We start from the raw sequence: 26,105 nt of genomic DNA on the forward strand, positions 1-26,105 counted from the left end.
CCCGAATGGAGGAGGGAAGTGGCGGCGCGGGGCGCGATGGCCCGCACCGTGGGCGGGAAGTACCCGGAACCTATGGACGCGCGGGGCGCCCGTCAACCGGGAACCGCGCGGTTCGGCGCGGAATCCCGGGAAACTCAGAAGGGTTTCGCGATCACCATCACGACGATGAGGATCAGGGCGAGGGTCGGGACCTCGTTCAGGATGCGCCAGGTGCGCTCGCTGCGGGTGTTGGCGTCGCGCTCGAAGGCCTTGCGGGCGAGGCCTAGGTCATGGTGCAGCCAGGTCATGGTCAGCAGGCCGAGCATCTTCCCGTGCCACCAGCCCGCCTTCCAGTCGACCACCCCGGGGGTCAGGACCAGCAGCGTGCCGAAGGTCCAGGTCCAGATCATCGCCGGGTTCATGATGGCGCGCAGCAGGCGGCGTTCCATGACCTTGAACAGCTCGGACTGCGCCGAGCCGACCTCGACCTGGCAGTGGTAGACGAACAGTCGCGGCAGGTAGAACAGCCCCGCCATCCAGGCGAAGGTGCCGATCAGGTGCGCCGACTTGATCCAGACATACCAGGGCGCGAGCGCGTCGATCGTCACCCGGGCAGGCCCTCGACCAGCGCCATGCTGCCGTCGGCCGCCGACAGGCGCAGGGCGAGCAGCGGGGCATACTCCTCGCTCGTGTAGAAGGCGCGGGCCGCGGCGGCGTCGGGGAATTCGAGGATGACGACGCGCTCGAGGCCGGGGTCGCCTTCCATCACCTCGACCGCGCCGCCGCGCACGATGTAGCGCCCGCCGAACTTCGCGATCACCGCGGGCACGGCCTGGCGGTACTGCTCGAACTTCGCGGGGTCGCGGACGCTGATGTTCACCAGGAAATAGGCGGGCATGGGCGTATCCTCTCGGGCCTGGGCCGCAGCATGGCGGGCGGTGGCCCGTCGCGGCAATACGGGCTACTGGCGGGCGAGGCCGAGCTCGCGCAGCAGCGTCTGGTTCGCCGCGCTTTCGGCTGCGAAGGTTTCGCGGAAGCGATCGCCGGGCAGGAAGGCGGGGACCGAGGCGAGGCGCTGGGCGGTGGTGCGGAAGCCTTCGCTGGCCACCGCCGTCTCGCAGGCGCGTTCGATGGCCGCCGCCGCGGCGTCGGGGATGCCGGCCGGGGCGATCAGCCCGCCATGGGAGGAGCCCTGGATGGGGTAGCCGAGTTCCCCGACCGTAGGCACATCGGGCAGGTGCGGCAGGCGCTGCGCCGTGACGACGGCGATGGGCGTGAGGCCGGTCGAGGCCGGGATGGAGGAGGCCTCGATGAAGGCCATGATCTGCCCGCCGAGGGCCGCCTGGCTCATCGGCCCCGCGCCGGTGAAGGAGACCATCAGCCCCTCGACGCCGGCACGCTTGAGCAGCGCAGCCATGAGGATGTGCTGCGTGCTGGCGCTGCCGGGCGCGCCGTAGACCAGGGCTTCGCGCGCACTGCGGCCATGCGCGATCATGCCCTGGAGGTCCTGGAAGGGCGCATTGCGGCCGAGGATGACGACCTGCGGATTGTCGTAGACGCGGCAGAGGAAGCGGAAGCTGTCGAGCGAATAGGTGAGCGGGATGGCGTGCGGCTGCGCCGTGATCGGGTTGTTGGGCGTGATGCCGATCGTGTAGCCGTCGGGTCGGGCGCGGGCGAGCTCGGCGCTGCCGATGGTCCCGGCCGCCCCGCCGCGGTTCACCACCACCACGGTCTGCCCCAGCGCGCGGCTGAGTTCCGGCTGGATCGCGCGCGCCATCAGGTCGGTGTTCCCGCCGGGCGGATAGGCGGCGATGAGGGTGATGGTCCGGCTCGGGTAGGCTTCCTGCGCCGTCGCCACGGAGGCGAGCAGGCAGAGCGCGGCAGCAATCGTGCGGACCATGGTGTTCCTCCCGGCGGTCTCGTTTCCGCCGCGAGACTAGGCGCCCCGGTCCCGGGTCCCAAGGGCCTTTCGGCCCTTGGCGGGGAGAGGTGCGGAGAGGGGCGGCGCCCCTCTCCGCGGCGCTGCGTCAGAGCGTCTTCATCGGGGCCGCGATGCTGCGGTCCATCGTCCACTTGCCGAGCGTGTTCCAGCCGCGGTCGTATTGCGGCGGGATGTGCAGCGCGTCGACGCGGCCGAGCTCGGCCGCCGCGCGCATCGGCCAGTAGGGTTCGCGCAGCACCGCGCGCGCCAGCAGGATCAGGTCGGCCTTGCCGTCCGCGAGGATCTGCTGCGCCTGCTTCGGCTCGGTGATCAGGCCTACGGCCGCGACCGGCATGTCCGCGCCGCGCTTCACGGCTTCCGCGCCCGGCACCTGGTAGCCCGGCCCCATCGGGATCTTCTGCCCGGCATCGAGGCCGCCCGAGGAGACGTCGAGCAGGTCGACGCCGAGCGCCTTCACGCGACGGGACAGTTCGACGCTCTCCTCCGTCGTCCAGCCGCCCTCGACCCAGTCGGTGTGGGAGATGCGCAGGCCAAGCGCGATGTCGGACGGGATCGCGGCGCGGACGGCGGCGGCCATCTCCCGCGCGAAGCGGGTGCGGCCCTCGAAGTCGCCGCCCCAGGAATCGTTGCGGCGGTTGGAGATCGGGCTGAGGAACTGGTGGACCAGGTAGCCGTGCGCGCCGTGCAGCTCGATGAAGCGGTAGCCCGCCTTCACCGAACGCTTCGCGGCCTCGACGAAGGCGGCGAGGGTCGCGCCGATCTCGGCCTCGGTCATCGCATGGGGGACGGCGAAGCCCTCGAAGGCTTCGGCGGAGGGTGCCTGGCAGACCCAGGACGGATCGGCCGCGCCGACGCCCCAGGGCGGCTGGCGCGACGCCTTGCGGCCGGCATGGGCGATCTGGATGCCGGCGACGCCGCCTGTGGCGTGGATGGCATCGACGATGCGCGCATGCGGGGCGATGTGCGCATCGGACCAGATGCCGACATCGGCCGGCGTGATGCGGCCTTCGGGCACGACGGCCGAGGCCTCGGTGATGATCAGCCCGGCGCCGCCGACCGAGCGCGAGACCAGGTGCGCGAGGTGCCAGTCGGTCGGCAGGCCGTCGTCGCGGCAGGAGTACATGCACATCGGCGACACGCCGATGCGGTTCTTGAGCGTGACGCCGCGCAGCGTCAGGGGCGAGAAGAGATCGGTCACGAGGTGGGACCCTCATTTCGGGATGGAGAGAACCATGGGGGCAGGCGCCCCAGCCGGTTCTCGAGGACGGCGAACCATGTGGGTTGCCCGGGGCCGCGTGGAAGAAGGCGGCCGGACGGGTCGGTGGCGAAGCGGGACAGCGTCACCGCATCGCGGACATTGCCGCCGATCGCCTCCACCGCGCCCGCCGTGACGCGCACCACGATGTCGCAATGCATTGGGCGGAAGCGGCCGGCTTCGGCGGCGCGGTCGCGCCAGGAGGCGAGCGGCGCGGCGGAGCGGTCGGCGCAGACGAGGTCGCCGACGCGCGGCGCGCGCTCCGCGACCTCATAGGGCAGGAAGGGCGCGGTCGCGGGGAAGCGCTGCGCATCGGCGATCAGCGCATCGAGGTAGAAGGCATGCGCGGCCGAGGGCGGGAATTCCCGCGCGCCGATGCCCGCGCCGCGCATGACGTAGGAGACGAAGGCGGCCGACCAGGCGGGCTCCCGCCAGAGGTCCGGGCTGCCGTCGCGGAACAGCGCGCGGTTGCGCGCGATGGGGCCGCTGCCCTCCGGCACCGCCTGCCAATAGGCGAGCACGCGGGGGAAGTTGCGCGGGTCGGATTCGGATTCCGTGCCGGCCGGCGCCTCGGAGGTCTGGCGGCCCCAATCCGCCCATTCCGCGGCGGCGATGCGCAGCATGCGCTCGCGCGCCGAGGGCGGGTAGGAGAGCGGCGGCTCCGGCGGCGGCGGCGCGGCACAGGCGGCGAGCAGCGCGCCGAGGAGGAGGACGGCGCGCCGCATCGCAGGTTCAGGCGACCTCGAAGAGGCCCGCGGCGCCCTGGCCGCCGCCGACGCACATCGTCACCACCACGTATTTCGCGCCGCGGCGCTTGCCCTCGATCAGCGCATGGCCGGCCATGCGCGCGCCCGACATGCCGTAGGGATGACCGATCGAGATCGCGCCGCCATCGACGTTCAGCCGTTCCTGCGGGATGCCGAGGCGGTCGCGGCAGTAGAGGACCTGGCAGGCGAAGGCCTCGTTCAGCTCCCACAGGCCGATGTCGTCGATCTTGAGCCCGTGCTGCGCGAGCAGCTTCGGCACGGCGAAGACGGGGCCGATGCCCATCTCCCCAGGATCGCAGCCCGCGACCGCCATGCCGCGATAGACGCCCAAGGGATGCAGGCCGCGCTTCGACGCCTCCTTCTCCTCCATCAGCACGGCGGCGGAGGCGCCGTCGGAGAGCTGGCTCGCATTGCCCGCGGTGATGAACTTCCCCTGCTTGACCACCATGCCGTCCTTGAAGACCGGCTTGAGGGACTGCAGGCCTTCGAGCGTCGTGTCGGCGCGGTTGCCCTCGTCCTTCTTCAGCGTGGTCGGGACGTCGAGGACCTCGTTGGTCTCCTTGTTGACCAGCTTCATGACGGAGGGCAGCGGGACGATCTCGTCGTCGAAGGCGCCGCGGGCCTGGGCTGCGGCGGTGCGCTGCTGGCTGCCGAAGGCGTATTCGTCCTGCGCGTCGCGGGGCACGCCGTAGCGGTCGGCGACGATCTCGGCGGTCTCGAGCATCGACATGTAGAGCGCCGGGACGCGCTCCATCAGCGAGGGGTCGGCGCGGCGGAACCAGTTGGCCTTGTCGTTCTGCACGAGGGAGATGGATTCGAGCCCGCCGCCGACCGCGACCTGCATGCCGTCATGCAGGATCTGCTTCGCCGCGGTGGCGATGGCCATGAGGCCGGAGGAGCATTGCCGGTCGAGGCTCATGCCCGGCACGGTGTCCGGCAGGCCCGCGGCAAGCGCGACCTGGCGGCCGACATTGGATCCCTGGCAGCCCTGCTGCAGGGCGGCGCCCATGATGACGTCCTCGACCTCCCTGGGGTCGAGGCGGGCACGTTCCACCGCGGCGCGGACGGCATGGCCGCCCAGGGTCTGCGCGTTGGTGTCGTTGAAGGCGCCGCGATAGGCGCGGCCGATCGGCGTGCGGGCGGTGGAGACGATGACGGCGCTTCGCATGGCGCTTCCTCCCTTGGCGTGGCCGAAGGGTAGCCGAGCCCTCAGGACGCGCCCAGCCGCTTCCAGACCCCGTCCGCGGTCGCGACGATCCGCTCGCCCACCGTGAGCTGGCCGCGCACGAAGACCATCGAGCGCGTGGCGCGCACCGCCTCGGCCCGGGCTTCGAGGAACTCGCCTGCCTTGGCGCCGGAGACGAAATGCGTGTTGAGCTGGATGGTCACGACCGGGGCCTTGTTCGCGGCCGTCCAGCAGGTCACGCCGAGGATCTGGTCGAGGAAGGTCACCAGCATGCCGCCATGGATGATGCCATGCGCGTTGCCGTGGCGCGGTTCGGCGACCAAGCCGTAGACCCAGCCATCCCCGTCCTTCTTCGACCAGAAGGGGCCGACGAGGGTGGGGAAGCCGTCCTCGTGCCAATGCAGGATCTTCCAGCCATGGGCGGCGGGGTCGAAGGGGGCGGGGGCGTGCGTCATGGCCCTGGCTTCGCGCGCCGGGCTGGCGCCGTCAACGGGGGGTGGTAGCGTCCCCCGCATGAAGCTCTTCCATTCGCCCGGCTCGCCCTATGCCCGCATCGCCCGGATGGCGGTGATCGAACTCGGGCTCGAGGATCGCGTCGCGGCCGAGGAGGCGACGCTGCGCGATCCTTCCTCGGTCCTGCTGCCGTTCAACCCCGTGGGGCGGGTGCCGACGCTGGTGCTCGACGACGGGACGGCGATCACCGAGACGACGCCGGTGCTGATGATGCTGGACAGCCTGGTCGAGCCGGCGCGGCGGCTGCTGCCGGGGCCGGAGAACCCGCGGGCGCTCGCGGCCTATGGGCGCGTGCTCGGCGCGATGGACGGCATCGCGGTGTGGAACCGGGAACTGCGGCGGCCTGAGCATGAGCGATCGCCGGGCGTCATCGCGCTCGAGGCGCTGCGCGCCGTGCGCGTGGCCGATGCGCTGGAGCAGGAGGCGGCGCGCGGCGGCTATGCGGCGCGGGATGCGGGCTGGTTCGCGCTGGTCTCGCTGCTGGGGTATTGCGAGCGGCGGCACACGGCCTTCGCCTGGCGGCAGGGACGCCCCGCACTCGCCGCGCTGTTCGACGCGGCGCAGGCGCGGCCCGCGGTGGCGCGGACCGTGCCGCCGGCGGGCATGGGCAGCGCGGCGCCGCCCCTGCGCTGATCAGTTCTGGATGCGGATGCCGCGGGCGCGGATCAGCGTGCCCCATTTGTCGAACTCGGCGGTCCAGTAGGGGCCGAATTCCGCGGGCGTGCCGCCGACCGGGTCGGCGCCCTGGGCGACGATCTGCGCGCGGAAGCCGGGATCGGCGACGGCGGCCTGCACCGCCTCGGTCAGGCGCGCGACGATCGGGGCCGGCAGGTTGGCCGGGGCCATCAGCGCCATGTCGGTCGAGGACTCGAAGCCGGCGACGCCGGCTTCCTGCAGCGTCGGCACATCGGGCGCGAGCGGCGTGCGCCGCGCCGTGCTGACCGCGAGCATCTTGAGCGTGCCGGCCTGGCGATGCGGCAGCGCGGTGATGGCGTCGATGAAGGACATCTTGGTCTCGCCGGCCAGCACCGCCTGGGCCGAGGGCGCGCCGCCGCGATAGGGCACGTGCACCATGTCGAGCCCCGCCGCGGCCATCAGCAGCTCGGTCGCGAGGTGGCTGGTGGCGCCGATGCCGGCCGAGGAGAAGTTGATCTGCCCCGGCCGAGCGCGGACATAGGCGAGGAATTCCTGGATCGTCGTGACCGGCACGGAGGGGTGCACGCAGACCGCCTGCGCGGTGCGCGCCATCAGGCTGATGCCGGTGAAGGCGGCGCGATTGTCGTAGGGCAGCGGCGTGATCAGGTGCGGCGCGATGGCATAGGTGCTGTTCGTCGCCGATAGCAGCACATAGCCGTCGGGCCGCTGCTGCGCGACGAAGTTGTGCCCGATCGTGCCCGAGGCGCCGGCGCGGTTCTCCACCACGAATTGCTGGCCGAAGACCTGGGTGAAGCGCTGCGCGAAGAGCCGCGTCATGGTGTCGGACGACCCGCCCGCCGGCCAGGGATTGACCATCGTGACCGGCCGCGTGGGCCAGGCGCCCTGGGCGGTGGCGCTGCGCAGCGCCGGGGCGGCGAGCGTCGCGGCGAGCAGGGCGCGGCGATGGATCAGCGTCATGACGGAGTCTCCTGGCAGGATGCCGGACCGCCGGTGGCGGGTTCGGTCATGGGCAGGGATGGTTCCCCCGTGCGGCGATGGGCGCAACCCACGAAATCGCAGTACGAGGCGTCGATCGATCCGTATCTGGACAGTCCCCGCCGGTCCTGCGCACAGATGAGGCATGAGCACGCCGAATCCCGGACCCCGCCTCCTCGACCCCGTCGAGAGCGATGCCGCCCTGCCTGCATCGGTCGATGTCGCCGTGATCGGCGCGGGCATCGTCGGCGTCGGCGCCGCCTATGCGCTGGCCAAGGCGGGGCATTCGGTCGCGCTGCTGGACAAGGGCGTGGTCGCGGGCGAGCAGTCGAGCCGCAACTGGGGCTGGTGCCGCACGCTGAACCGCGACGAGCGGGAGATCCCGCTGATGCAGCACAGCCAGTCGCTGTGGGACAGCCTGCCCGCCGAGATCGGCGCCGACATGGGCTTCCGGCGCAACGGGCTCGTCTACGTCACCAAGGATCCGCAGCAGCTGGCCGATTGGAAGGCCTGGCTCGACATGGCGCAGCCCTACCAGATGGGCGCGCGGATCATCGACGCGGCCGAGGCGAAGCGGCTGACGCCCGGCAACGAGCAGGACTGGATCGGCGGCATCGTCTCGCCGCGCGACGGGCGGGCGGAACCGGCGAAGGCGGCGCCCGCACTCGCGCGCGGGGCGCGGGCGCTGGGGGCGACGCTGCACCAGAACTGCGCGGTGCGGGGGCTCGACACCACGGGCGGGCGCGTCAGCGGCGTCTTCACCGAGAAGGGGCGGATCGGCGCGCAGGCGGTGGTGCTGGCGGGCGGCGCCTGGGCGTCGATGTTCCTGCGGCGGCACGGGGCGGACATGCCGCAATCCTCGGTGCATTCGACGATCTTCGCGACGACGCCGGCGAAGCAGGTCAGCAGCGGGCCGCTCTACACGCCGGACTTCATCCTCACGCCGCTGCTCGACGGCGGGTACCTGGTGGCGGCGCGGGCACGCGGGCGGCTCGAACTGACGCCGGCGGGCATCCGCTATGCGCGCCAGTTCCTGCCGAGCCTGCGGAAGAACTGGAAGATGGTCGAGCTGCGCTTCGGCAAGTCCTTCTTCGAAGGGCCGGACGCCTGGCACGGCAAGTGGTCCTTCGACCGGCCGACGGTGTTCGAGCGGATGCGCGTGCTCGACCCCAAGCCGAAGGCAAGCATCGTCGAGCCGACGCTGCGCGAGATCGTCGCCACCTATCCCGAACTGGCGGGCATCCGCGCGGCGCGGCTCTGGGCGGGGTGGATCGACTCGACGCCGGATGCGGTGCCGGTGATCTCGCCGGTCGAGGCGCTGCTGGGCCTGGTCGTCGCGGCCGGGTTCAGCGGGCATGGCTTCGGCATCGGGCCGGGGGCGGGACGGCTGGCGGCGGACCTCGCGACCGGGGCGCCGCCGGTCGTCGATCCGGCGCCCTTCCGCCTGTCGCGCTTTTCCGACGGATCGCGCATGCACGCGCCCGCGGGGATCTGAGCGGCCCTCGCGACGCGCGGCAGGGAGGAAAGCCATGGACCATGAGACGCGTCTGCTCGACCTGCCGTCCGGGCGGCTCGAGGTCTGGCTGCAGGGCAGCGGGCATCCGGTGGTGCTGCTGCCCTCGCTGGGCCGCGGCCAGGAGGATTTCGACGGCATCGCGCCGATGCTGCTCGCGGCCGGGCTGCGGCTGATCCGGCCGGAGCCGCGCGGCATCGGGCAATCGGCGCCGCTGCGCGAGGGATCGACGCTGTTCGACATGGCGCGCGACGTGATCGCGGCGATGGAGCAGGACGGCGTCGCGACCGCGCTGGTCGCGGGCCATGCGGCCGGCAACTGGGTCGCGCGCATCACCGCGCATCTGCGCCCCGACCTGGTGCAGGGCGTGGCGATGCTGGCCGCGGTGACGGGCACGACCGTCGATCCGGAGATCAGCGCGGCGATCGCGGGGAGTTTCGACACGTCGCTGCCCGACGAGGTGCGGCTGGGGCATCTGCGCCGCGGCTATTTCGCGCCGGGGAACGATGCGAGCGTCTGGCTGCCGGGCTGGCACACCGAGGTGGCGCGCGCCCAGCGACGTGCGCGGGAGGCGACGACGGACCGGTCCTGGCTGCGCGTCGCGGACCGCAAGCCGCTGCTCTACCTGGCGGCGGCGGAGGATGCGATCGCGGCCCCGCCAAGCGAGGCGGACCTGCGCGCGACGCTCGGGCCGCTGGCGCAGCGCGTGGTTATCGAGCGCGCCGGGCACGCGCTCCTGCCGGAGCAGCCGCAGGCCGTCGCAGAAGCGCTGATCGACTATGCGAGAAGGCTGTGGCCGTAGGGACGATGCCCGCGGCCCGAGGCTAAGCCTCGGGCCGGGAGCCCGAAGGGCGACCGCGCCCAGACCAACCGCCGTGCCGGGCGGTCCAGTGCATGGCGCGCAAGCCAAGCGCGCGGATGCGCGCGCCGGCGCTTGAGGCAGACCAAAAACTCGCGCCGGCGCCTGAGGTAAACGAAGACTCCTCTTCACCTCAGCTTGATGTCGATCCGCACCACGTCGCCGCGATAGATCCCATCGGCGACCATCAGCAGCGTGCCGCTCGGGTTCACCGCGGCGCGGCGGACGAAGGCGACGGGGGCGTTGAGCGGGACCTGCAACCCCGCCGCCGTTTCCACATCCGCCGTGCCGATGGTGAGCACCTGCCGCGCATCGGCGATGCGTACGCCGGGAATGCCGGCGACCAGTTTCAGTGCCGTGCGGGTGCGCAGGTCGTTCGCCGTCACCTTCGGCCAGAGGCGTTCGTCGAGCCACACATCGGCGAGCAGGAAGGGCTGGCCATCGCGCCAATGGCGGCGGCGGACATGGTGGTAGCGCGGCGCGGGGCGGCCGATGTCCACGGTCGGCAGCGCATCGGCGGGTTGGTCGGGGCGGTCGCCGAGGATCTCGATCTCCGCGCCCTCGCGCGATCGGAGCAGGCCGGACCAGTCGGTCTCGACCTCGCACCACAGGCGGTTCGCTTCCGGCGCGGCGCGGACGAAGGTGCCCTTGGCGCGGTAGCGCGCGATCAACCCATCCTGTTCGAGCTGGTCGAGCGCCTGGCGGATCGTCGCGCGCGCCACGCCGCATTCGGCAGCGAGCTCGTCGACCGTCGGGATGCGTTCGTCGCGCCGCCAGGTGCCCTGTTCGATCCTGCGGCGAAAGAGCGTGGCGAGCTGGAGGTAGCGCGCCACCGCACTGCGGCTGAGATCGACGGCGGCGGTCTTCATCCGGCGGCCGCATTCAGGAAGGGGCGGCCCTCGCGGAACGCCTCGATGTCCGAGAGGATGCGCGCGATCAGCGCATGCCGCGTCTCGATGGTGAGGGACGCCGAATGCGGCGCGAGCACCACGTTGTCGAGGGCGAGGAAGCGGGGATCGAGCCCGGGCTCGCGCGCGAAGACGTCGAGCCCGGCGGCGGCGATGCGCTTCTGTTCCAGAGCGTTGAGCAGCGCCGCCTCATCCACCACCGAGCCGCGCGCGATGTTCACCAGCACGCCGCGCGGGCCGAGCGCGTCGAGCACCGCGGCGTCCACCATCCCATCGGTGCCGGCGCCGCCCGGCACGGCGAGGATCAGCACGTCCGAGCGTTCGGCCAGCGCGCGCAGGTCGGGCACATGGGTCCAGGGCTGGTCCGGCTTCGGCCGCGGGCCGGTCCAGGCGACGTCCATGCCGAGCCCGGCGCAGCGCCGCGCGATGGCCTGGCCGATCTTCCCCAGGCCGACGATCCCCGTCGCCTTGCGATGCAGACTGAGGCCGAGCCCCATGCGTTCCTTCATCCAGCGCCCGGCGCGGACGAAGCGGTCGGCTTCGGCGACGCGGCGGGCGGCGGCGTACATCAGGCCGATGGCCGCGTCGGCCACGTCCTCGGTCATCACGTCCGGCGTGTAGGCGACGCCGATGCCGCGGCGCGCCGCGGCGGGCAGGTCGATGCGTTCGAGCCCGGTGCCCTGGCTGACCACCAGGCGCAGGTCGGGCAGGCGGGCGAAATGCTCCTCTCGCGCGCCGGCGAGGGCCATGGTCACGGCGATGCGGAAGCCGGGGCGCGGGCCTTCCGCCGGCGCGTCCTCGACCAGCGTGAAGCGGTCAGCGAGGGCCGCGCGCAGATCGGCCGGGATGGCGGAGAGGAGGAGGATCGCTTCCTTGACGTCGTTCATTCGGCTCGGATTCCGGCGGCGTCGATGACCTGCTTCCAGCGGGCGGATTCGGCGGCGATGGTGGCGGCGAGGTCCTCCGGGGAGGAGGGCGTCGCCTCCTCGCCCAGTGCCTCCATCCGCGCGCGGTAGGCGGGGTCGTTGAGGATGGTGACGATGGCGGCGTTGAGCCGCGCGACGATCGGCTGCGGCGTGCCTGCCGGGGCGGAGATGTAGTTGAAGGGCGCGGCGTCGAAGCCGGGCAGCGTCTCGGCCAGCGCCGGCAGGTCGGGGGCGAGCGGCGAACGCTGCGGCGTGGTGACGGCGAGGGCGCGGAGGTTTCCCGCCCGTGCCGGCGGCAGCAGGATCGAAAGCGTGTCGAGCGCCATGCTGACCGTCCCCGCGATGAGGTCCGTCGTCGCGGGACCGGTGCCGCGGTAGGGCACGTGGGTGATGTCGATGCGCGCCATGAATTTCAGCATCTCGCCCGCCAGGTGCGAGGAGGAGCCGATGCCCGAGGAGGCGAAGGAGAGCCGCCCCGGCTCCGCGCGTGCCAGCGCGATCAGCCCCGCCACGTCCTGTGCCGGCAGCGAAGGGTGGATCGCGAAGAGGTTCGGCGCGCGCTTGTAGCCCGAGACCGGCGCGAAGTCCCGCACCGGGTCGTAGGGCAGGCTGCGCATCAGGTGGGGGTTGATGATCTGCGGCCCCGGCGTGCCGTAGAGCAGCGTGTGGCCATCGGGCGTCGCGCGCGCGACGAAGAGCGCGCCGACGGTCGCGCCGCCGCCGGGGCGGTTGTCCACCACAACCGGCTGGCCGAGCGCGGCACCCAGCGGATCGGCCAGCATCCGCGCGCTGGCATCGGCGGAGCCGCCGGCCGCGAAAGGCACGACGAGGCGCAGCGGACGGTTCGGGAAGGATTGCGCGAAGGCCGGCGCGGCGAGGGTGGCCGGGATGGCAAGCAGGGCGCGGCGGGCGAGCCTCATTCGATGGTGATTCCCTGGGATGCGATGACGCCGCGCCAGCGCGCGATCTCCTCCTGCACGGCGGCGGCGAGCTGGGCGGGCGTGCCGCCGAGAGGCTCGGCGCCGAGGGCGGCGAACCGCGCGCGGACGGAAGGGTCGGCGAGCGCATGGTTCGCCGCCTCGTTGATGGCCGCGATGGCGTCGGGCGGCGTCCGGGCCGCGGCGATCAGGTAGTTGAAGGAGGCGTCGCTGAAGCCCGGCAGCGTGGCCGCGATGGGTGGCAGGTCGGGCGCGGCCGCGGCGCGGTCCTGCGTGCTGACCGCGAGGGCGCGCAGCCGGCCTTCGCGCACCAGCGGCAGCAGCGCGGCGGCGGTGTCGAGGATCATGTCGACGCGGCCGCCCATCAGGTCCTGCACGCCGGGCGCGGTGCCACGATAGGGGATGTGCAGCATCTCGATCCCCGCCATCTGCGCGAAGAGCGCGCCGGCGAGATGCGCGGAGGACCCGATCCCCGCGCTCGCATAGGTGAGGCCGCCTGGGCGCGACTTTGCCAGTGCGATGAGCTCCGCCACGCTGTGCGCGGGGAAATCCGGACGGACGACAAGCACCTTCGGTGCGCGCATCAGGGCGACGACCGGCGTGAAGTCCGCCATCGCGTCGTAGGGGATGTTGCGCATCATCAGCGGGTTGAGGATCTGGATCGACGGCGAGCAGTAGAGCAGCGTCAGCCCGTCCGCCGGTCCGCGCGCCACCGAGATGGCCGCGACGCTGCCATTGCCGCCGGGCCGGTTCTCGATCAGCACGGGCTGGCCGAGGGTCGCGGCCATCGGGTCGGCGACGATGCGCGCGATGGTGTCCGCCGTCCCGCCAGGGGCGAGCGGCACCAGGATGCGCATCGGGCGCGGCGGCTGCCAGGCTCCGGCCGTGACCGGGAAGGCAGCCGTCGCTGCGGCGATCAGGGCGCGACGGCGCATCGCGCTATTCCAGCTTCATGCCGGTCGCGCGCACCACCTCGCCCCAGGTGTCGTAGGCGGTGCGGATGAAGGTGGCGAATTCCTCGGGGCTGCTCGCGACGATGCGGCCGCCCTGGTCGAGCAGCACGCGGCGCGTGTCGGCATCCTCGAGCGCCGCGCGCGCGGCGGCGTGCAGCGTCGCGACGCGGTCGGCCGGCAAGCCGGCGGGGCCGAGCACGCCGTACCAGGTCTCGCTGATGAAGCCGGGCACGCCGGCTTCCTCGGCGGTGGGGACGTCGGGCAGGATCGCGAGGCGCTGCGGCGCGGTCAGCGCCAGCGCGGGCAGCGCGCCCGCACGCACCTGGCCGAGCAGCGCGGGGACGTCGGCGCACAGGATCTGGATGCGCCCCGCGAGGAGTTCCGTCACCGCCGGTGCCGCGCCGCGGAACGGCACGTGGGTGATGTCGATGCCAGCGCGCAGCTTGAACAGTTCGCCCGCGAGATGCAGCGAGGATCCGATGCCCGCCGAACCGAAGGTAAGCTGGCCGGGCCGCGCCTTCGCGAGTGCCACGAGTTCTGCAAGGTTGCGCACGCCGAGGCCGGGTGCGACGGAGACGATCTGCGGCACCGCCAGCACCTGCGTGATCGGCGAGAGGTCGCGCCGCGGATCGTAGGGCATGTTGGGCTGCAGGTGCGGCAGGATGGCCATGGCGCCGCTGCTCGCGAGGACCAGCGTGTAGCCGTCGGGGCGCGACTTCGCGACGTATTCGACGCCGATCAGGCCGCCGGCGCCGGCGCGGGCCTCCACCACCACGGGCTTGCCGAGGCGTTCGCCCATCACGCGGCCGACAGAACGCGCGATGAGGTCCGCGGGCCCGCCGGCAGCGAAGGGAATGACGAGGCGGATGGGCTGGTCGGGGAAGGCCTGGGCCCGGGCACGGCCGGCGAGCGCGGGCAGCATCAGCGCGGAAAGCGCGGTCCTTCTGCGGATCATCCTTGGTTCCTCCCGTATCGTTGTTCCTGGCGCCGCTACTCCGGCGGCGGTTGGTCGAAGAGTCCCTCCGGCGGTGCGGCGAGGGGGAGCGGCGCTTCCTCGGGCAGCGGGATGCCGTGCGCGTTCAGCGTCATCGCGACCATGGAGTAGTAGCCGACGAGCGCCGTCAGTTCGACCACGCCCTTCACGCCGAAGCGCTGCGTGACGCGGGCATGGAGGTCGTCCGGCACGTTGCCGTCGCGCAGCAGCAGGCGCGCATAGTCGTAGATCACCGCGTCGTCCGGCTCCGTGAAGCGCGGCGGCCGGCCGTCGCGGATGGCGGCGATGATCTCGGGTTCGAGGCCGGCCTCCGCCGCGGCGCGGGCGTGGACGAACCATTCGACCTGCGCCGACCAGCGCCGGCCGGTGACGATGATGGCGAGCTCAGCCAGCCGCTTGCCGAGCGAGGTGCCGAAGCGCAGCGATTCCCCGAGCGCGGACCAGGCGCGGGCGAGGTCCGGCGCATGGATCGCCGCACGCAGCGGGCCGACGACGCGCCCGCGCGGGCCGGAGACGACGCGGTCCCAGACCTCCCGCTGCGCGTCCTCGGTGAGATCTTCTCGCGTGGCGGGCAGGGGAATGCGGGGCATGTCAGGCGTCGATGACGGGCGTGGCGAGCATCGACGGGCGCTTCGCGAAGCCGGCCTGCCAGGCGGCGAAGCGCGGGGCGCGGTCGCGCCAGCCGAGGTCGGCGAAGCGGAAATCCATGTAGTCGCCGGCGATGGCGAAGGTGATCTGCGCGACGCCGACAGGCGCGGCGGCGATCGCCTCGATCTCCGCATCGATGGCCGGCAGCAGTGCGTCGAGCTTGGTCGTGAAGGTGTCGATCAGTTCGGGCTGCGGGACCGCGCGCGCGCGCTCGGCGCGCCACAGGATGAGCATATCGAGGAAGCCGGTCGCGAGCGCGTGGCGGCGAAGTTCGACGAAGCGCGGCATGCCAGAGGCCGGGATGAGGCGCCCGCCGCCGGCCAGGCTGTCGAGGTATTCGACGATGACGAGGCTGTCGTAGAGGACCGTCCCGTCCTCCAGCACCAGGGTCGGGATCTTCCCGAGCGGATTGTCGGGCAGGAGCTCGGGCGCGACCTTGGTCATGGCGACGACGGTGCGCACGGTGTCGATGCGGTCGGCGAGGCCGAGTTCGTGCGCCGCGACCATGACCTTGCGCACGAAGGGGGAGCGCGGGGACCAGTGAAGCTTCATCATGGACATGCGGCGCCGCGGCGCCCCTCCCTCTTGTGTCGTTAGGTCAGTTGTATGACTTTAAGGCCGCGCGCGCCGGCGTCCAGCCATCGCGTGCAGGGAAGGAAACCGAGGTGCATGCCCATCACCTATGAGGCGGTGAAGGCGCTGTCCGCGCAGCTCTACGACTGGTCGCTGCGCGCCGTGCCGGCCGATACCAAGGACGGACTTGGGCGGGCGCTGGCTGCGGAGAGCCATGAGGGTGCCCGTCAAGTCCTGGCGATGATGCTCGGGTCCGCGCGCAAGGCGGAAGCGGAAGGACGCTTCATCTGCTCAGATGCGGGCGTGCCGGTCTATCACGTCACGATCGGCACCGCGGCGCGGCTCGAGGGCGACATCAAGGCGGCGATCTCGGACGGCTTCGACGAACTCGTCGCGACCATCGATCCGCCCCTGCTCAAGCATGTGACGAACCCGCTGACGAATGAGCGCGGCTACAAGGGCAAGGACATGCCGCTGGTGACCTGGGACGTCGCCGGCGGGGCGGACTGGGTCGAGATCCTGTGCCAGCCCAAGGCGCTGGGATCGGGCCGCTGGGCGGCGCTCGAGACCTTCTCCTTCCCCACCCTCGCCGAGATCGAGGCCTATGTGATGAAGGTGGTGCTGCAGGCGGGATCGCAGCACTGCCCGCCGGTGATCGTCGGCGTGGGCATCGGCGGGTCCTTCGATGTGGCGGCGCGCATCGCGAGCAAGGCGACGATGCGCCCGATCGGCAGCACGAACCCCGAGCCGGTGCTGGCGGCGATGGAGGAGCGCCTGCTGCGCGCGGTCAATGCCACGGGCTTCGGGCCGATGGGCACGGGCGGCGACACGACGGCGCTGGCGGTGCATGTCGATTACGCCTCGGGGCACGGCTACACGCCGGTCGCCGTGTGCTTCAACTGCTGGATCAACCGCCGGACGCGCGCGCGCATCCATGGCGACGGGACCGTGGAGCGCCTGGAATGAGCAGCCTGCGCACCATCCGAATGCCGATGTCGCGGGAGGAGGCGCGGAGCCTGCGTGCCGGCGACATGGTGCTGCTCGACGGGGAGATCGTCATCACCGCCGGGCTGCCGACCGTCCAACGCCTGGTCGCCTGCGCCGAGGAAGGGCGCGAGCCGCCGATCCCGCTCGCCGGCGGATCGCTGATGCATCTCGGGTCCTATTCGCGCGACACGGCGGAGGGCGGGCTCGAGGTGCTCTACATGAACCCGACGACCAGCACGCGCTTCAATGCGCTGATGCCGCGGCTGATCCGGCATTTCGGCCTGACGGCCGTCGGCGGGAAGGGCGGGCTCGACGCTGGCTGCGTGGAGGCGATGCGGGAGGTGGGGTGCGTCTACCTCTCCTTCCTCGGCGGCGGGGCGCCGCTGCATTCGGCGGCGATCGAGGCGGTGCGGGAGGTCGCCTATCCCGACCTCGTCGCGCATTACCGGCTGGTCCGGCTCGCGGTGCGCGGGCTCGGTCCGCTGACGGTCGGCATCGACGCGCATGGCAACAGCCTGTTCGACTCGCTGCGGCACGATGCGGAGGCACGCATGCCCGAAATCCTCGCACGCCTTGCCGCGGATCGCGCCGGCGCGGGATGAATTCTGCCGGGGGCTCGCTTGCCGAGCCTTCCATCCGGTGCATAGACTTCCGCGATCAGCGCGGGACGAGTGATGCCGGGGTATTCGGGCTTTCGTATCCTGACGGAGGGGCTTCGCGGCAACAGCGGCTGGAAGCCCGCCTGGCGCAAGGCGGCGCCGAAGCCGTCCTATGACGTCATCGTCGTGGGCGGCGGCGGGCACGGCCTTGCCACCGCCTTCTACCTGGCGAGCGAGCATGGCATCACCAATGTCGCCGTGCTGGAACGCGGCCTGATCGGGCAGGGCAACACGGGCCGCAATACGACGATCGTCCGGTCCAACTACATGCTGCCGGAGAACAACAATTTCTACGAGCATTCGCTGAAGCTCTGGGAAGGGCTGGAGCAGTCGCTCAACTACAACGTCATGATGAGCCAGCGCGGCGTCATCAACCTGTTCCACAACGATGCGCAGAAGAACGCGGCGCTGCGGCGCGGCAACTCGATGCGGCTGAACGGCATCGATGCGGAGATCCTCGACCGCGACGGCGTGAAGGCGATGTGCCCGATCGTCGATGTCGACAATGGGCGTTATCCGGTGATGGGCGGGCTGCTGCAGCGGCGCGGCGGCACGGCGCGGCACGACGCGGTCGCCTGGGGCTTCGCCCATGCGGCGGATGCGCGCGGCGTCGACATCATCGAGCATTGCGAAGTCACCGGCATGATCATCGAGGGCGGCGCCATCCAGGGCGTGCGCACCACGCGGGGCGAGATCCGGGCGCCGAAGGTCGGCCTCGCGGTCGCGGGCAGCACCAGCACGCTGACGGCCATGGCCGGCTTCGACGTGCCGATCGAGACGCATCTGCTGCAGGCCTTCGTGAGCGAGGGCTTGAAGCCGCTGATCGACTGCGTCGTGACCTTCGGCGCCGGGCATTTCTACGTCAGCCAGTCGGACAAGGGCGGGCTGGTCTTCGGCGGCGGGCTGGACGGGTATCCCTCCTACGGCCAGCGCGGCACGCTGCCGACGGCCGAGCATGTCTATGCGGCGGGCGTCAGCATGATCCCGGCCCTCGGGCGCTTGCGCGGGCTGCGGTCCTGGGCGGGTGTGATGGACATGACGCCGGACGGGTCGCCCTATATCTGCAAGACGCCGGTGCAAGGGCTCTACATGACCGCGGGCTGGTGCTACGGCGGCTTCAAGGCGACGCCGGGATCCGGCTGGTGCCATGCCTGGACCATCGCCAAGGACGCGCCGCACCGGCTGAATGCCGCGCATACGCTGGACAGGTTCCGCGAGGGCCGCATGCTCGACGAGCGGGGCAACGGCCCCTTCTTCTGGGCGCAGTAGATGCTGCGCATCCCTTGCCCCCATTGCGGCGCGCGCGACGAGGTGGAGTTCACCTACCGCGGCGATGCCACCGTCACGCGGCCCGGCCCGGACGGTGATGTCGGCGCCTTCCACGATTACCTGTATCTGCGGCGCAACCCGCGCGGCTGGCAGGTGGAGTGGTGGCAGCACAATGGCGGCTGCCGCGCCTTCCTCAAGGTGCTGCGCCACACCGTGACGCATGAGGTCCGCGCCGTGGCCGCCGCGACCGAGACGCTCGAGGTGCCCGGGGCATGAGCCAGCGCTTTCGCCTGCCCTCGGGCGGCCATGTCGACCGTTCGAAGCGGCTGAACTTCACCTTCGATGGGCGCGCCTATGACGGGCACCACGGCGACACCCTCGCCGCGGCGCTGCTCGCGAACGGCGTGCGGCTGGTCGGGCGGTCCTTCAAGTATCACCGGCCGCGCGGGATCCTCTCGGCGGGCGTCGAGGAACCCAATGCGCTGGTCGAGTTGCGCGACGGGGCGCGGCGCGAGCCGAACACACGCGCGACGGTGGCCGAGCTGTTCGACGGCCTGGCCGCCACCAGCCAGAATCATCGCGGTTCGCTCGCCTTCGACTGGATGGCGGTGAACGGGCTGCTCGCGCCCTGGCTCGGCGCCGGCTTCTACTACAAGACCTTCATGTGGCCCGCCTCCTTCTGGGAACGCGTCTACGAGCCGATGATCCGCAAGGCGGCGGGGCTCGGGCGTGCGTCGGGCCTGCCGGACCCGGACCATTATGAGAGCGCCCACGCGCATTGCGACGTGCTAGTCGTCGGCGCTGGCGCCGCGGGGCTCGCGGCGGCGCGGGCGGCGGGCGCGACCGGTGCGCGGGTGATCCTGGCGGAGCAGGACTTCCTGCTCGGCGGCGACCTTTTGAACGAGCCGGGGCTCGAGGCCTGGCGGCAGGAGAGCATCGCGGCGCTCGAGGCGATGCCCGAGGTGACGCTGCTGCCGCGCACCACCGTCTTCGGCTTCTACGACCAGGGCGTGCTTGGCGCGGTCGAGCGGGTGGCCGACCATCTGCCGCAGCCGCCCGCGCATACGGCCCGCCAGCGCTACTGGACGATCCGCGCGAAGGAAGTGGTGCTCGCCACCGGCGCGCATGAGCGGATCATCGCCTTCCCGGGCAATGACCGGCCCGGCGTGATGCTGGCCGGCGCGGCGCGGACCTACGCGCGGCGCTATGGCGTGCGGGCGGGCGAGACCGCCGCGCTCTTTGCGACGCATGACGCCGCCTATGATGCCGCCTTCGCGCTGGCCGAGGCTGGCACGCGCATCGCTGCCATCATCGACCCGCGCACCGACAGCGCCGCGATGCAGCGCGCGCGGGAGGCCGGCTTCACCGTCAATGCGGGCAGCGTGGTGACCGGCACGGTCGGCGGGAATGCTCTGCGTGGCGTCGAGATCGGCGCGCCGGGCAGCGGTGGCCGCGGCGATGCTGTGCCGGCGGATCTGCTGATGGTGTCGGGGGGCTGGAATCCGGCGGTGCACCTCGCGAGCATGTCGGGATCGGCGCTAGCCTGGGATGAGGCGCTGCTGGCTTTCGTGCCGGGCGCGGCGTCCCAGCACGAACGCAGCGCGGGCGGCTGCCGCGGGGTGAACGGCATCGCCGCGGCGGCGGCGGATGGCGCGGCGGCGGGGCAGGCGGCGGCGGTCGCGGCGGGCTTCGCGGCGGCGCCTGCGATGACGCTGCCCGAGGCGCCGGCGCCCGATCATCGCCCCTACGAGCTGTGGGAAGTGAAGGGGCGCGGCAAGGCCTTCGTCGACATCCAGGACGACGTCACCGCCGACGACATCCGCCTCGCGCATCGCGAGGGCTACAGCCATATCGAGCACGCCAAGCGCTACACCACCCACGCCATGGGCACGGACCAGGGCAAGGTGGGTGGCCTGGTCGGCGCCGCGGTGCTGGCCGAGGCGCGCGAGGAACCCGTCGCCAAGGTCGGCCTGCCGCGCTTCCGGCCCTACACCTCGCCGGTCGCCTGGGGTGCCATCGCGGGCGGCGAGGTCGGGCAACATTTCCAGCCGGTGCGGCGGACCGCGCTGCATGGCGAGCATGAGGCGCTCGGCGCGGTGTGGATGGATGCGGGCATCTGGAAGCGCCCGGCCTACTATCCGAAGGCCGGCGACGCCGATGCCTGGGCGAGCGTGAAGCGCGAGGCGAGGGCGGTGCGCGAGCGCGTCGGCGTCTGCGACGTCTCGACGCTCGGCAAGATCGTGGTGGAGGGGCCGGATGCGGCAACCTTCCTCGATCGCGTCTATGCCAACACCTTCTCGACGCTGCAGGTCGGGCGGGCGCGCTACGGGCTGATGCTGCGCGAGGACGGCATCGTCTTCGACGACGGCACGACGACGCGCCTCGGGCCCGACCGCTTCTTCGTCACCACCACCACGGCGCAGGCCGGGCCGGTGATGCAGCATCTCGAGTTCCACCTGGCGAGCGCCTGGCCAGACCTCGATGTCAGCCTGGCGAGCGTCACCGACCAATGGGCGGCGATGTCGATCGCCGGTCCGAAGGCGCGGGAGGTGGTCGCGGCGGTCGTGACGGGCCTCGATGTGTCGAACGAGGCGTTTCCCTTCATGGCCGTCGCCGATTGCCTCGCGGCGGGCGTGCCGGCGCGGCTGTTCCGCATCTCCTTCTCGGGTGAGCTCGCCTATGAGATCGCGATGCCGGCGGGCTACGCCACGCAGGTCTGGCGGGCGGTGCTGGCGGCGGGTGCGCCGCACGGCATCGAGCCCTATGGCGTGGAGGCGCTGGGCCTGCTGCGCATCGAGAAGGGCCATGTCGCCGGGTCGGAGCTGAACGGCCAGACCACGGCGCAGGATCTCGGCCTGGGGCGGATGCTCAAGAAGAAGGGCGATTTCATCGGGCGCGTGCTGGCGCAGCGGCCGGGGATGACGGATCCGTCGCGGCCGCGGCTGGTCGGGCTGCGCAGCGCCGATCCCGCGCGGCAGATCCGCGCCGGCTGCCACCTGATCGTCGACGGGCGCAGCCAGGGCTGGATCAGCAGCGCCACGCAGTCGGTCGTCGATCCGGGCTGGATCGGGCTTGGCCTGCTGCGGGACGGCGAGACACACATCGGCAGCGTGATCGTCGCCGCCAACCCGCTGATGGGCGAGGAGGTGCCGGTGAAGGTGGTCAGCCCGCATGGCTATGACGCGGAGAACCTGCGTGTCCGCGCCTGAGGCCGTGCATCCGCTCGCCGGCGTCGCGCGCGGCCGTCATGGCGCGGCGGGCGATGCGCCGCTGCGCGTGTCCTTTCCCGCGCGCGACATCGTGCAGGTCATGGTCCGGCGCGGACAGGATGCGGCGTTGGCCGCGGCGATGCGGACGGCCTTCGGCATCGACGCGCCCGGGCCTGGGCACACCGCTTCCGGCAGCGGCGTGACGGCGATCTGGATCCAGCCGGGGCAATGGCTGCTGACGGCGCCGCGGACGACCGAAGGCGCGCTCGCCGTGCGCGCGGCGGAGGCCTTCGCGACCTGCGCGGCCGTCGCGGACCAGAGCCATGGGCGGACCACCATCGCCGTGTCCGGCGCTGTGGCGCGGGAGGCGCTGTCCCGCGGCTGCCGGATCGACCTGCATCCGCGCGCCTTCGGTCCTGGCCGCGCCGCGAGCACGCCGATCGCGCAGATCGGCTGCCTGGTGCATCAGACCGACGCCGCGCCGAGTTTCGAGCTGACGGTCTTCTCGACCTTGGCCGAGCCATTCCTGCATTGGCTGCTCGAGGCCGGCGCGCCCTTCGGCGTGGAGATCGCATGAGCGCGGCGGCGAGCCTTCCGGACGAGACCGGAGCGGCCGCCGCCGAAGCCCCGCTGCTCAGCGTCCGCGACCTGACGCTGCATATCCCCGTCCCGCCGCATGTGCTGCGCGCGGTGGATGGCGTGTCCTTCGACCTGCGCCGCGGCGAGACGCTCGGCCTTGTCGGCGAAAGCGGCAGTGGCAAGACGCTGACCGCGCTGATGCTGATGCGCCTGCTGGAACCGCCGCTCGCCGCGCTGCCGAAGGGGGAGGTGCTGCTCGACGGCACCGACCTGATGGCGCTCGATGAAAAGCGCATGTCGGCGCTGCGCGGGCGCACCGTCTCCATGGTGTTCCAGGAGCCGATGACCTCGCTGAACCCGGTGATGACGGTCGGGCGGCAGATCGCCGAGCCGCTGGTCCGCCACCTGGGGCTGTCATCCCGCGAGGCCGCGGCGCGGGCCGAGGAGATGCTGCGCCTGGTGCATATCCCTGATCCGGCGCGGGTGGCGCGGGCCTATCCGCACCTGCTCTCGGGCGGGATGCGGCAACGGGCGATGATCGCCATCGCGCTGGCCTGCCGGCCGGCGGTGCTGGTGGCGGATGAACCGACGACCGCGCTCGACGTCACGGTGCAGGCGCAGATCCTGGAGCTGCTCGCCGAGCTGCAGCGGGAGATGGGCAGCGCGATCCTGCTCATCACCCACGACCTTGCGGTGATCGCGGAGACCGCGCATCGCGTCGCGGTGATGTATGCGGGCAGGATCGTCGAGGAAGCGCCGGTCGCCGCGCTGTTCGCCGCGCCGCGGCATCCCTATACGCGCGGGCTGCTGGCCTCGATCCCGAAGATCGAGCGCGTGCCGGCGCCGACCCTGCCCGAGATCCCCGGCATGGTGCCGGGAGCAGGGGACCGTCCGCGCGGCTGCGCCTTCATGCCGCGCTGCGCGCGGGCCGTCTCGGGCTGCGCCGCGGAGCCGCCGCCGCTGGCGGAGACCGATCCCGGCCATCGCGTCGCGTGCTGGAATCCGGCGAATGGCTGACCCGCTGCTGAAGGTCTCGGGCCTCGAGGTCCATTTCCCCATCCGCTCGCCCTTCCTGCGGCAGCGCGTCGGCACGGTGCGCGCGGTGGATGGCGTGGACCTCGAAGTCGGGCGCGGGGAAACGCTGGCCCTGGTAGGCGAGAGCGGCTGCGGCAAGACCACGACCGGCAAGGCGATCCTGCGGCTGATCGATCCGACCGGCGGATCCATCCGTTTCGGCGGGGAGGAGATCGCGCAGCACGGCCCCTCGCGCCTCGCGCCCTTCCGCCGGCGGATGCAGATCGTCTTCCAGGACCCCTATGCGAGCCTCAATCCCCGCATGACGGTGGGCGGCATCCTGGCCGCGCCTTACGAGATCCATCGCATCGGCACGACGGCCGACCGCCACGCGCGGGTCGCCGAACTGCTGCGCACCGTCGGCCTGCCGCCCGAAGCGGCGCGGCGCTACCCGCATGAATTCAGCGGCGGACAGCGCCAGCGCATCGGCATCGCCCGCGCGCTCGCGCTGGAGCCGGAACTGATCATCGGGGACGAGCCGGTCAGCGCGCTCGACGTCTCGATCCAGGCGCAGGTCATCAACCTGATGAAGCGGCTGCAGGCGGAACGCGGCCTCGCCTACATCATGATCTCGCACAACCTGGCCGTCGTCAGCCATGTCGCGGACCGGGTGGCGGTGATGTATCTCGGCCGCGTGGTGGAAACGGCGCCGCGCGAGACGCTGTTCTTCGACGCGCGCCATCCCTACACCCAGGCGCTGCTGTCCGCCGTGCCGGAACCGGTGCCGGGCCGCCGGCGTGCGCGCCAGGTGCTCCAGGGCGACGTGCCGAGCCCTGCGAAGCCGCCCAAGGGCTGCCATTTCCATCCCCGCTGTCCGATCGCCCAGCCCCGCTGCGCGGAGGAGGTGCCGCTGCCCCGCGTCGTCGCCCCTGGCCATGCCGTGGCCTGCCACCTGGCCGCGCCATGATCGGCTTCGTCGCCTGGCGCCTGCTGCAGGCCATCCCGCTGCTGATCGGCGTGTCGCTGATCGGCTTCGGGCTGATGCACCTCGCCCCGGGCGGGCCGCTCGCGGTCTATACGTTGAACCCGACGATCCAGGCGCAGGACATCGAGCGCATCAAGATCATCTTCGGCCTCGATCAGCCGGTGCATGTGCAATACGTGAAATGGGCGACCGGCATCTTCTCCGGCAATTGGGGCTACACCTTCTTCGGCGGGCGGCCCGTGCTGGGCGTGATCCTGGAACGCCTGCCGGCGACGCTGCTGCTGATGGGATCGGCGCTGTCGGTGGCGATCGTGCTCGGCCTGTCGATCGGCGTGCTGGGCGCGGTGAAGCGGTATTCCGTCTTCGACGTGCTCGCGACGACCGGCGCGCTGTTCGCGCTGTCCTTCCCGACCTTCTGGTTCGGGCTGATGGCCATCTTCGTCTTCGCGATCGAACTGCGCTGGCTGCCTTCGGGCGGGATGTGGGAGCTGGGGGAGGAAGGCAACATCCTCTCGCTCCTGCGGCACCTGGTGCTGCCGACCATGGTCCTCGCGCTCGTCATCACCGCGACCTGGAGCCGCTATTCGCGCTCCGCCTTCCTCGAGGTGATGCAGCAGGACTTCATGCGCACGGCCCGCGCGAAGGGCGTGCCGCCGGCGGCGCGGCTGATGCGCCATGCCTTCCCCAATGCCGCCAAGCCGTTGATCGCGCTGCTGGGCGTCGAACTGCCCTTCCTGTTCTCCGGCGCGCTGGTGACCGAGACGATCTTCGGCTGGCCCGGCATGGGGCGCCTGTTCGTCGATGCCCTGAACATGAAGGAATACCCGGTGCTGATGGGCATGATGATGTTCACGGCCATCTTCGTGATCATCGGAAACCTGCTTGCCGACCTGGCCATCGCGGTCATCGACCCGCGGGTGCGGCTGCGATGAGCGCGACCGCCGCTGCCCCGCAGAGCCAAATCGGCCGCGTCTGGACGCGCTTCCGGCGGCATCGCCTGGCGCTGGCGGGCGGCTTCGTGGTGGCGCTGCTGCTGGCCTCCGCGCTCTTCGCGCCGGCCTTCGCGCCGCAGGACCCGACGCTGCTCGACACCGCCCTGCGCTTCCGCCCGCCCTTCGCCGACTGGGCGCATCCCCTGGGCACGGACGAACTCGGGCGGGATACGCTGTCGCGGCTGCTCTATGGCGGCAGGGTGTCGCTGACCGTCGGGCTGGTGGCGATGGTCACCACGGTGATGACCGGGGCGCTGATCGGCATCACCGCGGGCTTCCTCGGCGGGGTCGTCGACAACCTGCTGATGCGTTTCGTCGACACCATGCTGTGCTTCCCGCAGGTCTTCCTGCTGCTGGTGGTCGCGGCCTTCGTGCCGCCGACGCTGCTGTCGATCTCGCTGGTTATCGGCCTGACATCGTGGATGGAGGTCAGCCGCATCGTCCGGGCCGAGATCCTGCACCTGAAGGAACAGGATTTCGTCGCGGCGGCGCGCGCGCTCGGCGCGTCACGCGCGCGCATCATGTTCCGCGAATTGCTGCCCAACGCCGCGGCGCCGATCCTGGTCGCGGCGACGCTCAAGGTCGCCTCGGCGGTGCTGATGGAGAGCTACATCTCCTATCTCGGCTACGGGGTGCAGCCGCCGCTCGCCTCCTGGGGCAACATGCTCACCAACGCGCAGGGGTATTTTGATACCGTCCCCTGGCTCGCCATCCTGCCCGGGGCGGCGATCACGCTGACGGTGATGGGCTTCAATTTCATGGGCGACGGGCTCCGCGACGCGCTCGACCCGCGCCTGCGCATGGATCCGTGAACCACAAGAAGAA

Annotated in this window: 28 protein-coding genes; 13 read left to right on the top strand and 15 right to left on the bottom strand. The window is 71.7% G+C overall.

The window, feature by feature from the left end; all coding sequences use genetic code 11:
• Window positions 1-134: 134 nt before the first annotated feature.
• From hemJ to GWK15_RS21780, 7 genes are all read right to left on the bottom strand, one after another.
• Window positions 135-587, bottom strand: coding sequence for a protoporphyrinogen oxidase HemJ (gene hemJ, locus GWK15_RS21750; RefSeq protein ID WP_168043501.1), 453 nt, complete (start codon window positions 585-587; stop codon window positions 135-137).
• On the bottom strand, window positions 584-877 hold the full coding sequence (locus GWK15_RS21755) for a DUF1330 domain-containing protein (protein ID WP_168043502.1): 294 nt from the start codon (window positions 875-877) through the stop codon (window positions 584-586). Before GWK15_RS21755 ends, hemJ begins: the two co-directional genes overlap by 4 nt.
• 63 nt (window positions 878-940) lie before the next feature.
• On the bottom strand, window positions 941-1,879 hold the full coding sequence (locus tag GWK15_RS21760) for a Bug family tripartite tricarboxylate transporter substrate binding protein (protein WP_168043503.1): 939 nt from the start codon (window positions 1,877-1,879) through the stop codon (window positions 941-943).
• A 127-nt stretch (window positions 1,880-2,006) separates the two neighbouring features.
• Window positions 2,007-3,119 (bottom strand): oxidoreductase, encoded by a 1,113-nt coding sequence (locus tag GWK15_RS21765; protein WP_168043504.1) that lies wholly within the window; start codon window positions 3,117-3,119, stop codon window positions 2,007-2,009.
• Window positions 3,116-3,901: a DUF2272 domain-containing protein gene (locus tag GWK15_RS21770; RefSeq protein WP_168043505.1), complete on the bottom strand. Its 786-nt coding sequence runs from the start codon at window positions 3,899-3,901 to the stop codon at window positions 3,116-3,118. The genes GWK15_RS21765 and GWK15_RS21770 overlap by 4 nt, the downstream gene beginning before the upstream one ends.
• A 7-nt stretch (window positions 3,902-3,908) precedes the next feature.
• Window positions 3,909-5,111 carry an acetyl-CoA C-acyltransferase gene (locus tag GWK15_RS21775; RefSeq protein ID WP_168043506.1) on the bottom strand — a complete coding sequence of 401 codons (1,203 nt, stop codon included), beginning with the start codon at window positions 5,109-5,111 and terminating at the stop codon, window positions 3,909-3,911.
• 41 nt (window positions 5,112-5,152) lie between these two features.
• Entirely contained in the window at window positions 5,153-5,584 is a 432-nt protein-coding gene (locus tag GWK15_RS21780) for a PaaI family thioesterase (RefSeq protein ID WP_168043507.1), read from the bottom strand.
• Between the two features lie 58 nt (window positions 5,585-5,642).
• Here GWK15_RS21780 and GWK15_RS21785 point away from each other — a divergent pair, with 58 nt between their 5' ends.
• A complete protein-coding gene (locus GWK15_RS21785; protein WP_168043508.1) occupies window positions 5,643-6,275 on the top strand; it encodes a glutathione S-transferase family protein in 633 nt (210 codons plus the stop codon).
• Here GWK15_RS21785 and GWK15_RS21790 read toward each other — a convergent pair whose 3' ends face one another.
• On the bottom strand, window positions 6,276-7,256 hold the full coding sequence (locus GWK15_RS21790) for a Bug family tripartite tricarboxylate transporter substrate binding protein (protein WP_168043509.1): 981 nt from the start codon (window positions 7,254-7,256) through the stop codon (window positions 6,276-6,278).
• A 163-nt stretch (window positions 7,257-7,419) separates the two neighbouring features.
• On the opposite strand from GWK15_RS21790, the gene GWK15_RS21795 reads away from it, so the two are divergent.
• Both GWK15_RS21795 and GWK15_RS21800 read left to right on the top strand, forming a co-directional pair.
• Window positions 7,420-8,769 (top strand): NAD(P)/FAD-dependent oxidoreductase, encoded by a 1,350-nt coding sequence (locus tag GWK15_RS21795; protein WP_168043510.1) that lies wholly within the window; start codon window positions 7,420-7,422, stop codon window positions 8,767-8,769.
• 34 nt (window positions 8,770-8,803) lie between these two features.
• On the top strand, window positions 8,804-9,589 hold the full coding sequence (locus tag GWK15_RS21800; protein ID WP_168043511.1) for an alpha/beta fold hydrolase: 786 nt from the start codon (window positions 8,804-8,806) through the stop codon (window positions 9,587-9,589).
• A 185-nt stretch (window positions 9,590-9,774) separates the two neighbouring features.
• Here GWK15_RS21800 and GWK15_RS21805 read toward each other — a convergent pair whose 3' ends face one another.
• The 7 genes from GWK15_RS21805 to GWK15_RS21835 are packed head-to-tail and all read right to left on the bottom strand — an operon-like array spanning window position 9,775 to window position 15,568.
• Window positions 9,775-10,515, bottom strand: coding sequence for a GntR family transcriptional regulator (locus GWK15_RS21805; RefSeq protein WP_168043512.1), 741 nt, complete (start codon window positions 10,513-10,515; stop codon window positions 9,775-9,777).
• Window positions 10,512-11,441: a 2-hydroxyacid dehydrogenase gene (locus GWK15_RS21810; protein WP_168043513.1), complete on the bottom strand. Its 930-nt coding sequence runs from the start codon at window positions 11,439-11,441 to the stop codon at window positions 10,512-10,514. The genes GWK15_RS21805 and GWK15_RS21810 overlap by 4 nt, the downstream gene beginning before the upstream one ends.
• Window positions 11,438-12,400, bottom strand: a complete 963-nt coding sequence (locus GWK15_RS21815) for a Bug family tripartite tricarboxylate transporter substrate binding protein (protein ID WP_168043514.1) — start codon at window positions 12,398-12,400, stop codon at window positions 11,438-11,440. The genes GWK15_RS21810 and GWK15_RS21815 overlap by 4 nt, the downstream gene beginning before the upstream one ends.
• The gene (locus GWK15_RS21820; RefSeq protein WP_168043515.1) at window positions 12,397-13,353 is read right to left on the bottom strand and encodes a Bug family tripartite tricarboxylate transporter substrate binding protein; all 957 of its coding nucleotides are present in this window, start codon (window positions 13,351-13,353) and stop codon (window positions 12,397-12,399) included. The genes GWK15_RS21815 and GWK15_RS21820 overlap by 4 nt, the downstream gene beginning before the upstream one ends.
• A gap of 4 nt (window positions 13,354-13,357) precedes the next feature.
• Window positions 13,358-14,326: a Bug family tripartite tricarboxylate transporter substrate binding protein gene (locus GWK15_RS21825; RefSeq protein ID WP_245211812.1), complete on the bottom strand. Its 969-nt coding sequence runs from the start codon at window positions 14,324-14,326 to the stop codon at window positions 13,358-13,360.
• A gap of 35 nt (window positions 14,327-14,361) precedes the next feature.
• Window positions 14,362-14,955: a carboxymuconolactone decarboxylase family protein gene (locus tag GWK15_RS21830; RefSeq protein WP_168043516.1), complete on the bottom strand. Its 594-nt coding sequence runs from the start codon at window positions 14,953-14,955 to the stop codon at window positions 14,362-14,364.
• 1 nt (window position 14,956) lies between these two features.
• Window positions 14,957-15,568 (bottom strand): glutathione S-transferase, encoded by a 612-nt coding sequence (locus GWK15_RS21835; RefSeq protein WP_209442349.1) that lies wholly within the window; start codon window positions 15,566-15,568, stop codon window positions 14,957-14,959.
• Between the two features lie 114 nt (window positions 15,569-15,682).
• On the opposite strand from GWK15_RS21835, the gene GWK15_RS21840 reads away from it, so the two are divergent.
• The 10 genes from GWK15_RS21840 to GWK15_RS21885 all read left to right on the top strand — a co-directional run bounded on the left by GWK15_RS21840 (window position 15,683) and on the right by GWK15_RS21885 (window position 26,092).
• Window positions 15,683-16,552 (top strand): fumarate hydratase, encoded by an 870-nt coding sequence (locus tag GWK15_RS21840; protein ID WP_168043517.1) that lies wholly within the window; start codon window positions 15,683-15,685, stop codon window positions 16,550-16,552.
• Window positions 16,549-17,175, top strand: a complete 627-nt coding sequence (locus GWK15_RS21845) for a fumarate hydratase C-terminal domain-containing protein (RefSeq protein ID WP_168043518.1) — start codon at window positions 16,549-16,551, stop codon at window positions 17,173-17,175. Before GWK15_RS21840 ends, GWK15_RS21845 begins: the two co-directional genes overlap by 4 nt.
• A 72-nt stretch (window positions 17,176-17,247) precedes the next feature.
• Window positions 17,248-18,501, top strand: coding sequence for a sarcosine oxidase subunit beta family protein (locus GWK15_RS21850; protein ID WP_168043519.1), 1,254 nt, complete (start codon window positions 17,248-17,250; stop codon window positions 18,499-18,501).
• Window positions 18,502-18,777: a sarcosine oxidase subunit delta gene (locus GWK15_RS21855; protein ID WP_168043520.1), complete on the top strand. Its 276-nt coding sequence runs from the start codon at window positions 18,502-18,504 to the stop codon at window positions 18,775-18,777.
• Entirely contained in the window at window positions 18,774-21,710 is a 2,937-nt protein-coding gene (locus GWK15_RS21860; protein ID WP_168043521.1) for a sarcosine oxidase subunit alpha family protein, read from the top strand. Before GWK15_RS21855 ends, GWK15_RS21860 begins: the two co-directional genes overlap by 4 nt.
• Window positions 21,697-22,287: a sarcosine oxidase subunit gamma family protein gene (locus GWK15_RS21865; RefSeq protein WP_168043522.1), complete on the top strand. Its 591-nt coding sequence runs from the start codon at window positions 21,697-21,699 to the stop codon at window positions 22,285-22,287. The genes GWK15_RS21860 and GWK15_RS21865 overlap by 14 nt, the downstream gene beginning before the upstream one ends.
• A complete protein-coding gene (locus tag GWK15_RS21870; protein WP_168043523.1) occupies window positions 22,284-23,306 on the top strand; it encodes an ABC transporter ATP-binding protein in 1,023 nt (340 codons plus the stop codon). The genes GWK15_RS21865 and GWK15_RS21870 overlap by 4 nt, the downstream gene beginning before the upstream one ends.
• Window positions 23,299-24,270, top strand: coding sequence for an ABC transporter ATP-binding protein (locus GWK15_RS21875; RefSeq protein ID WP_168043524.1), 972 nt, complete (start codon window positions 23,299-23,301; stop codon window positions 24,268-24,270). Before GWK15_RS21870 ends, GWK15_RS21875 begins: the two co-directional genes overlap by 8 nt.
• Complete coding sequence (locus tag GWK15_RS21880; protein ID WP_168043525.1) at window positions 24,267-25,220, top strand: ABC transporter permease; 954 nt, start codon at window positions 24,267-24,269, stop codon at window positions 25,218-25,220. The genes GWK15_RS21875 and GWK15_RS21880 overlap by 4 nt, the downstream gene beginning before the upstream one ends.
• Window positions 25,217-26,092: an ABC transporter permease gene (locus GWK15_RS21885; RefSeq protein ID WP_168043526.1), complete on the top strand. Its 876-nt coding sequence runs from the start codon at window positions 25,217-25,219 to the stop codon at window positions 26,090-26,092. The genes GWK15_RS21880 and GWK15_RS21885 overlap by 4 nt, the downstream gene beginning before the upstream one ends.
• The last annotated feature ends 13 nt before the right edge of the window (window positions 26,093-26,105 follow it).

Source organism: Neoroseomonas oryzicola (assembly GCF_012163135.1).
GTDB classification, from domain to species: Bacteria; Pseudomonadota; Alphaproteobacteria; order Acetobacterales; family Acetobacteraceae; genus Neoroseomonas; species Neoroseomonas oryzicola.

What these genes read in the sequence shown, in the direction of transcription:
- GWK15_RS21755 (WP_168043502.1), bottom strand. Translation starts at nt 877, where the DNA reads ATGCCCGCCTATTTCCTGGTGAACATCAGCGTCCGCGACCCCGCGAAG.
- GWK15_RS21760 (WP_168043503.1), bottom strand. Translation starts at nt 1,879, where the DNA reads ATGGTCCGCACGATTGCTGCCGCGCTCTGCCTGCTCGCCTCCGTGGCG.
- GWK15_RS21770 (WP_168043505.1), bottom strand. Translation starts at nt 3,901, where the DNA reads ATGCGGCGCGCCGTCCTCCTCCTCGGCGCGCTGCTCGCCGCCTGTGCC.
- GWK15_RS21775 (WP_168043506.1), bottom strand. Translation starts at nt 5,111, where the DNA reads ATGCGAAGCGCCGTCATCGTCTCCACCGCCCGCACGCCGATCGGCCGC.
- GWK15_RS21780 (WP_168043507.1), bottom strand. Translation starts at nt 5,584, where the DNA reads ATGACGCACGCCCCCGCCCCCTTCGACCCCGCCGCCCATGGCTGGAAG.
- GWK15_RS21785 (WP_168043508.1), top strand. Translation starts at nt 5,643, where the DNA reads ATGAAGCTCTTCCATTCGCCCGGCTCGCCCTATGCCCGCATCGCCCGG.
- GWK15_RS21790 (WP_168043509.1), bottom strand. Translation starts at nt 7,256, where the DNA reads ATGACGCTGATCCATCGCCGCGCCCTGCTCGCCGCGACGCTCGCCGCC.
- GWK15_RS21795 (WP_168043510.1), top strand. Translation starts at nt 7,420, where the DNA reads ATGAGCACGCCGAATCCCGGACCCCGCCTCCTCGACCCCGTCGAGAGC.
- GWK15_RS21800 (WP_168043511.1), top strand. Translation starts at nt 8,804, where the DNA reads ATGGACCATGAGACGCGTCTGCTCGACCTGCCGTCCGGGCGGCTCGAG.
- GWK15_RS21805 (WP_168043512.1), bottom strand. Translation starts at nt 10,515, where the DNA reads ATGAAGACCGCCGCCGTCGATCTCAGCCGCAGTGCGGTGGCGCGCTAC.
- GWK15_RS21810 (WP_168043513.1), bottom strand. Translation starts at nt 11,441, where the DNA reads ATGAACGACGTCAAGGAAGCGATCCTCCTCCTCTCCGCCATCCCGGCC.
- GWK15_RS21815 (WP_168043514.1), bottom strand. Translation starts at nt 12,400, where the DNA reads ATGAGGCTCGCCCGCCGCGCCCTGCTTGCCATCCCGGCCACCCTCGCC.
- GWK15_RS21820 (WP_168043515.1), bottom strand. Translation starts at nt 13,353, where the DNA reads ATGCGCCGTCGCGCCCTGATCGCCGCAGCGACGGCTGCCTTCCCGGTC.
- GWK15_RS21825 (WP_245211812.1), bottom strand. Translation starts at nt 14,326, where the DNA reads ATGATCCGCAGAAGGACCGCGCTTTCCGCGCTGATGCTGCCCGCGCTC.
- GWK15_RS21830 (WP_168043516.1), bottom strand. Translation starts at nt 14,955, where the DNA reads ATGCCCCGCATTCCCCTGCCCGCCACGCGAGAAGATCTCACCGAGGAC.
- GWK15_RS21835 (WP_209442349.1), bottom strand. Translation starts at nt 15,568, where the DNA reads ATGATGAAGCTTCACTGGTCCCCGCGCTCCCCCTTCGTGCGCAAGGTC.
- GWK15_RS21840 (WP_168043517.1), top strand. Translation starts at nt 15,683, where the DNA reads ATGCCCATCACCTATGAGGCGGTGAAGGCGCTGTCCGCGCAGCTCTAC.
- GWK15_RS21845 (WP_168043518.1), top strand. Translation starts at nt 16,549, where the DNA reads ATGAGCAGCCTGCGCACCATCCGAATGCCGATGTCGCGGGAGGAGGCG.
- GWK15_RS21850 (WP_168043519.1), top strand. Translation starts at nt 17,248, where the DNA reads ATGCCGGGGTATTCGGGCTTTCGTATCCTGACGGAGGGGCTTCGCGGC.
- GWK15_RS21855 (WP_168043520.1), top strand. Translation starts at nt 18,502, where the DNA reads ATGCTGCGCATCCCTTGCCCCCATTGCGGCGCGCGCGACGAGGTGGAG.
- GWK15_RS21860 (WP_168043521.1), top strand. Translation starts at nt 18,774, where the DNA reads ATGAGCCAGCGCTTTCGCCTGCCCTCGGGCGGCCATGTCGACCGTTCG.
- GWK15_RS21870 (WP_168043523.1), top strand. Translation starts at nt 22,284, where the DNA reads ATGAGCGCGGCGGCGAGCCTTCCGGACGAGACCGGAGCGGCCGCCGCC.
- GWK15_RS21875 (WP_168043524.1), top strand. Translation starts at nt 23,299, where the DNA reads ATGGCTGACCCGCTGCTGAAGGTCTCGGGCCTCGAGGTCCATTTCCCC.
- GWK15_RS21880 (WP_168043525.1), top strand. Translation starts at nt 24,267, where the DNA reads ATGATCGGCTTCGTCGCCTGGCGCCTGCTGCAGGCCATCCCGCTGCTG.
- GWK15_RS21885 (WP_168043526.1), top strand. Translation starts at nt 25,217, where the DNA reads ATGAGCGCGACCGCCGCTGCCCCGCAGAGCCAAATCGGCCGCGTCTGG.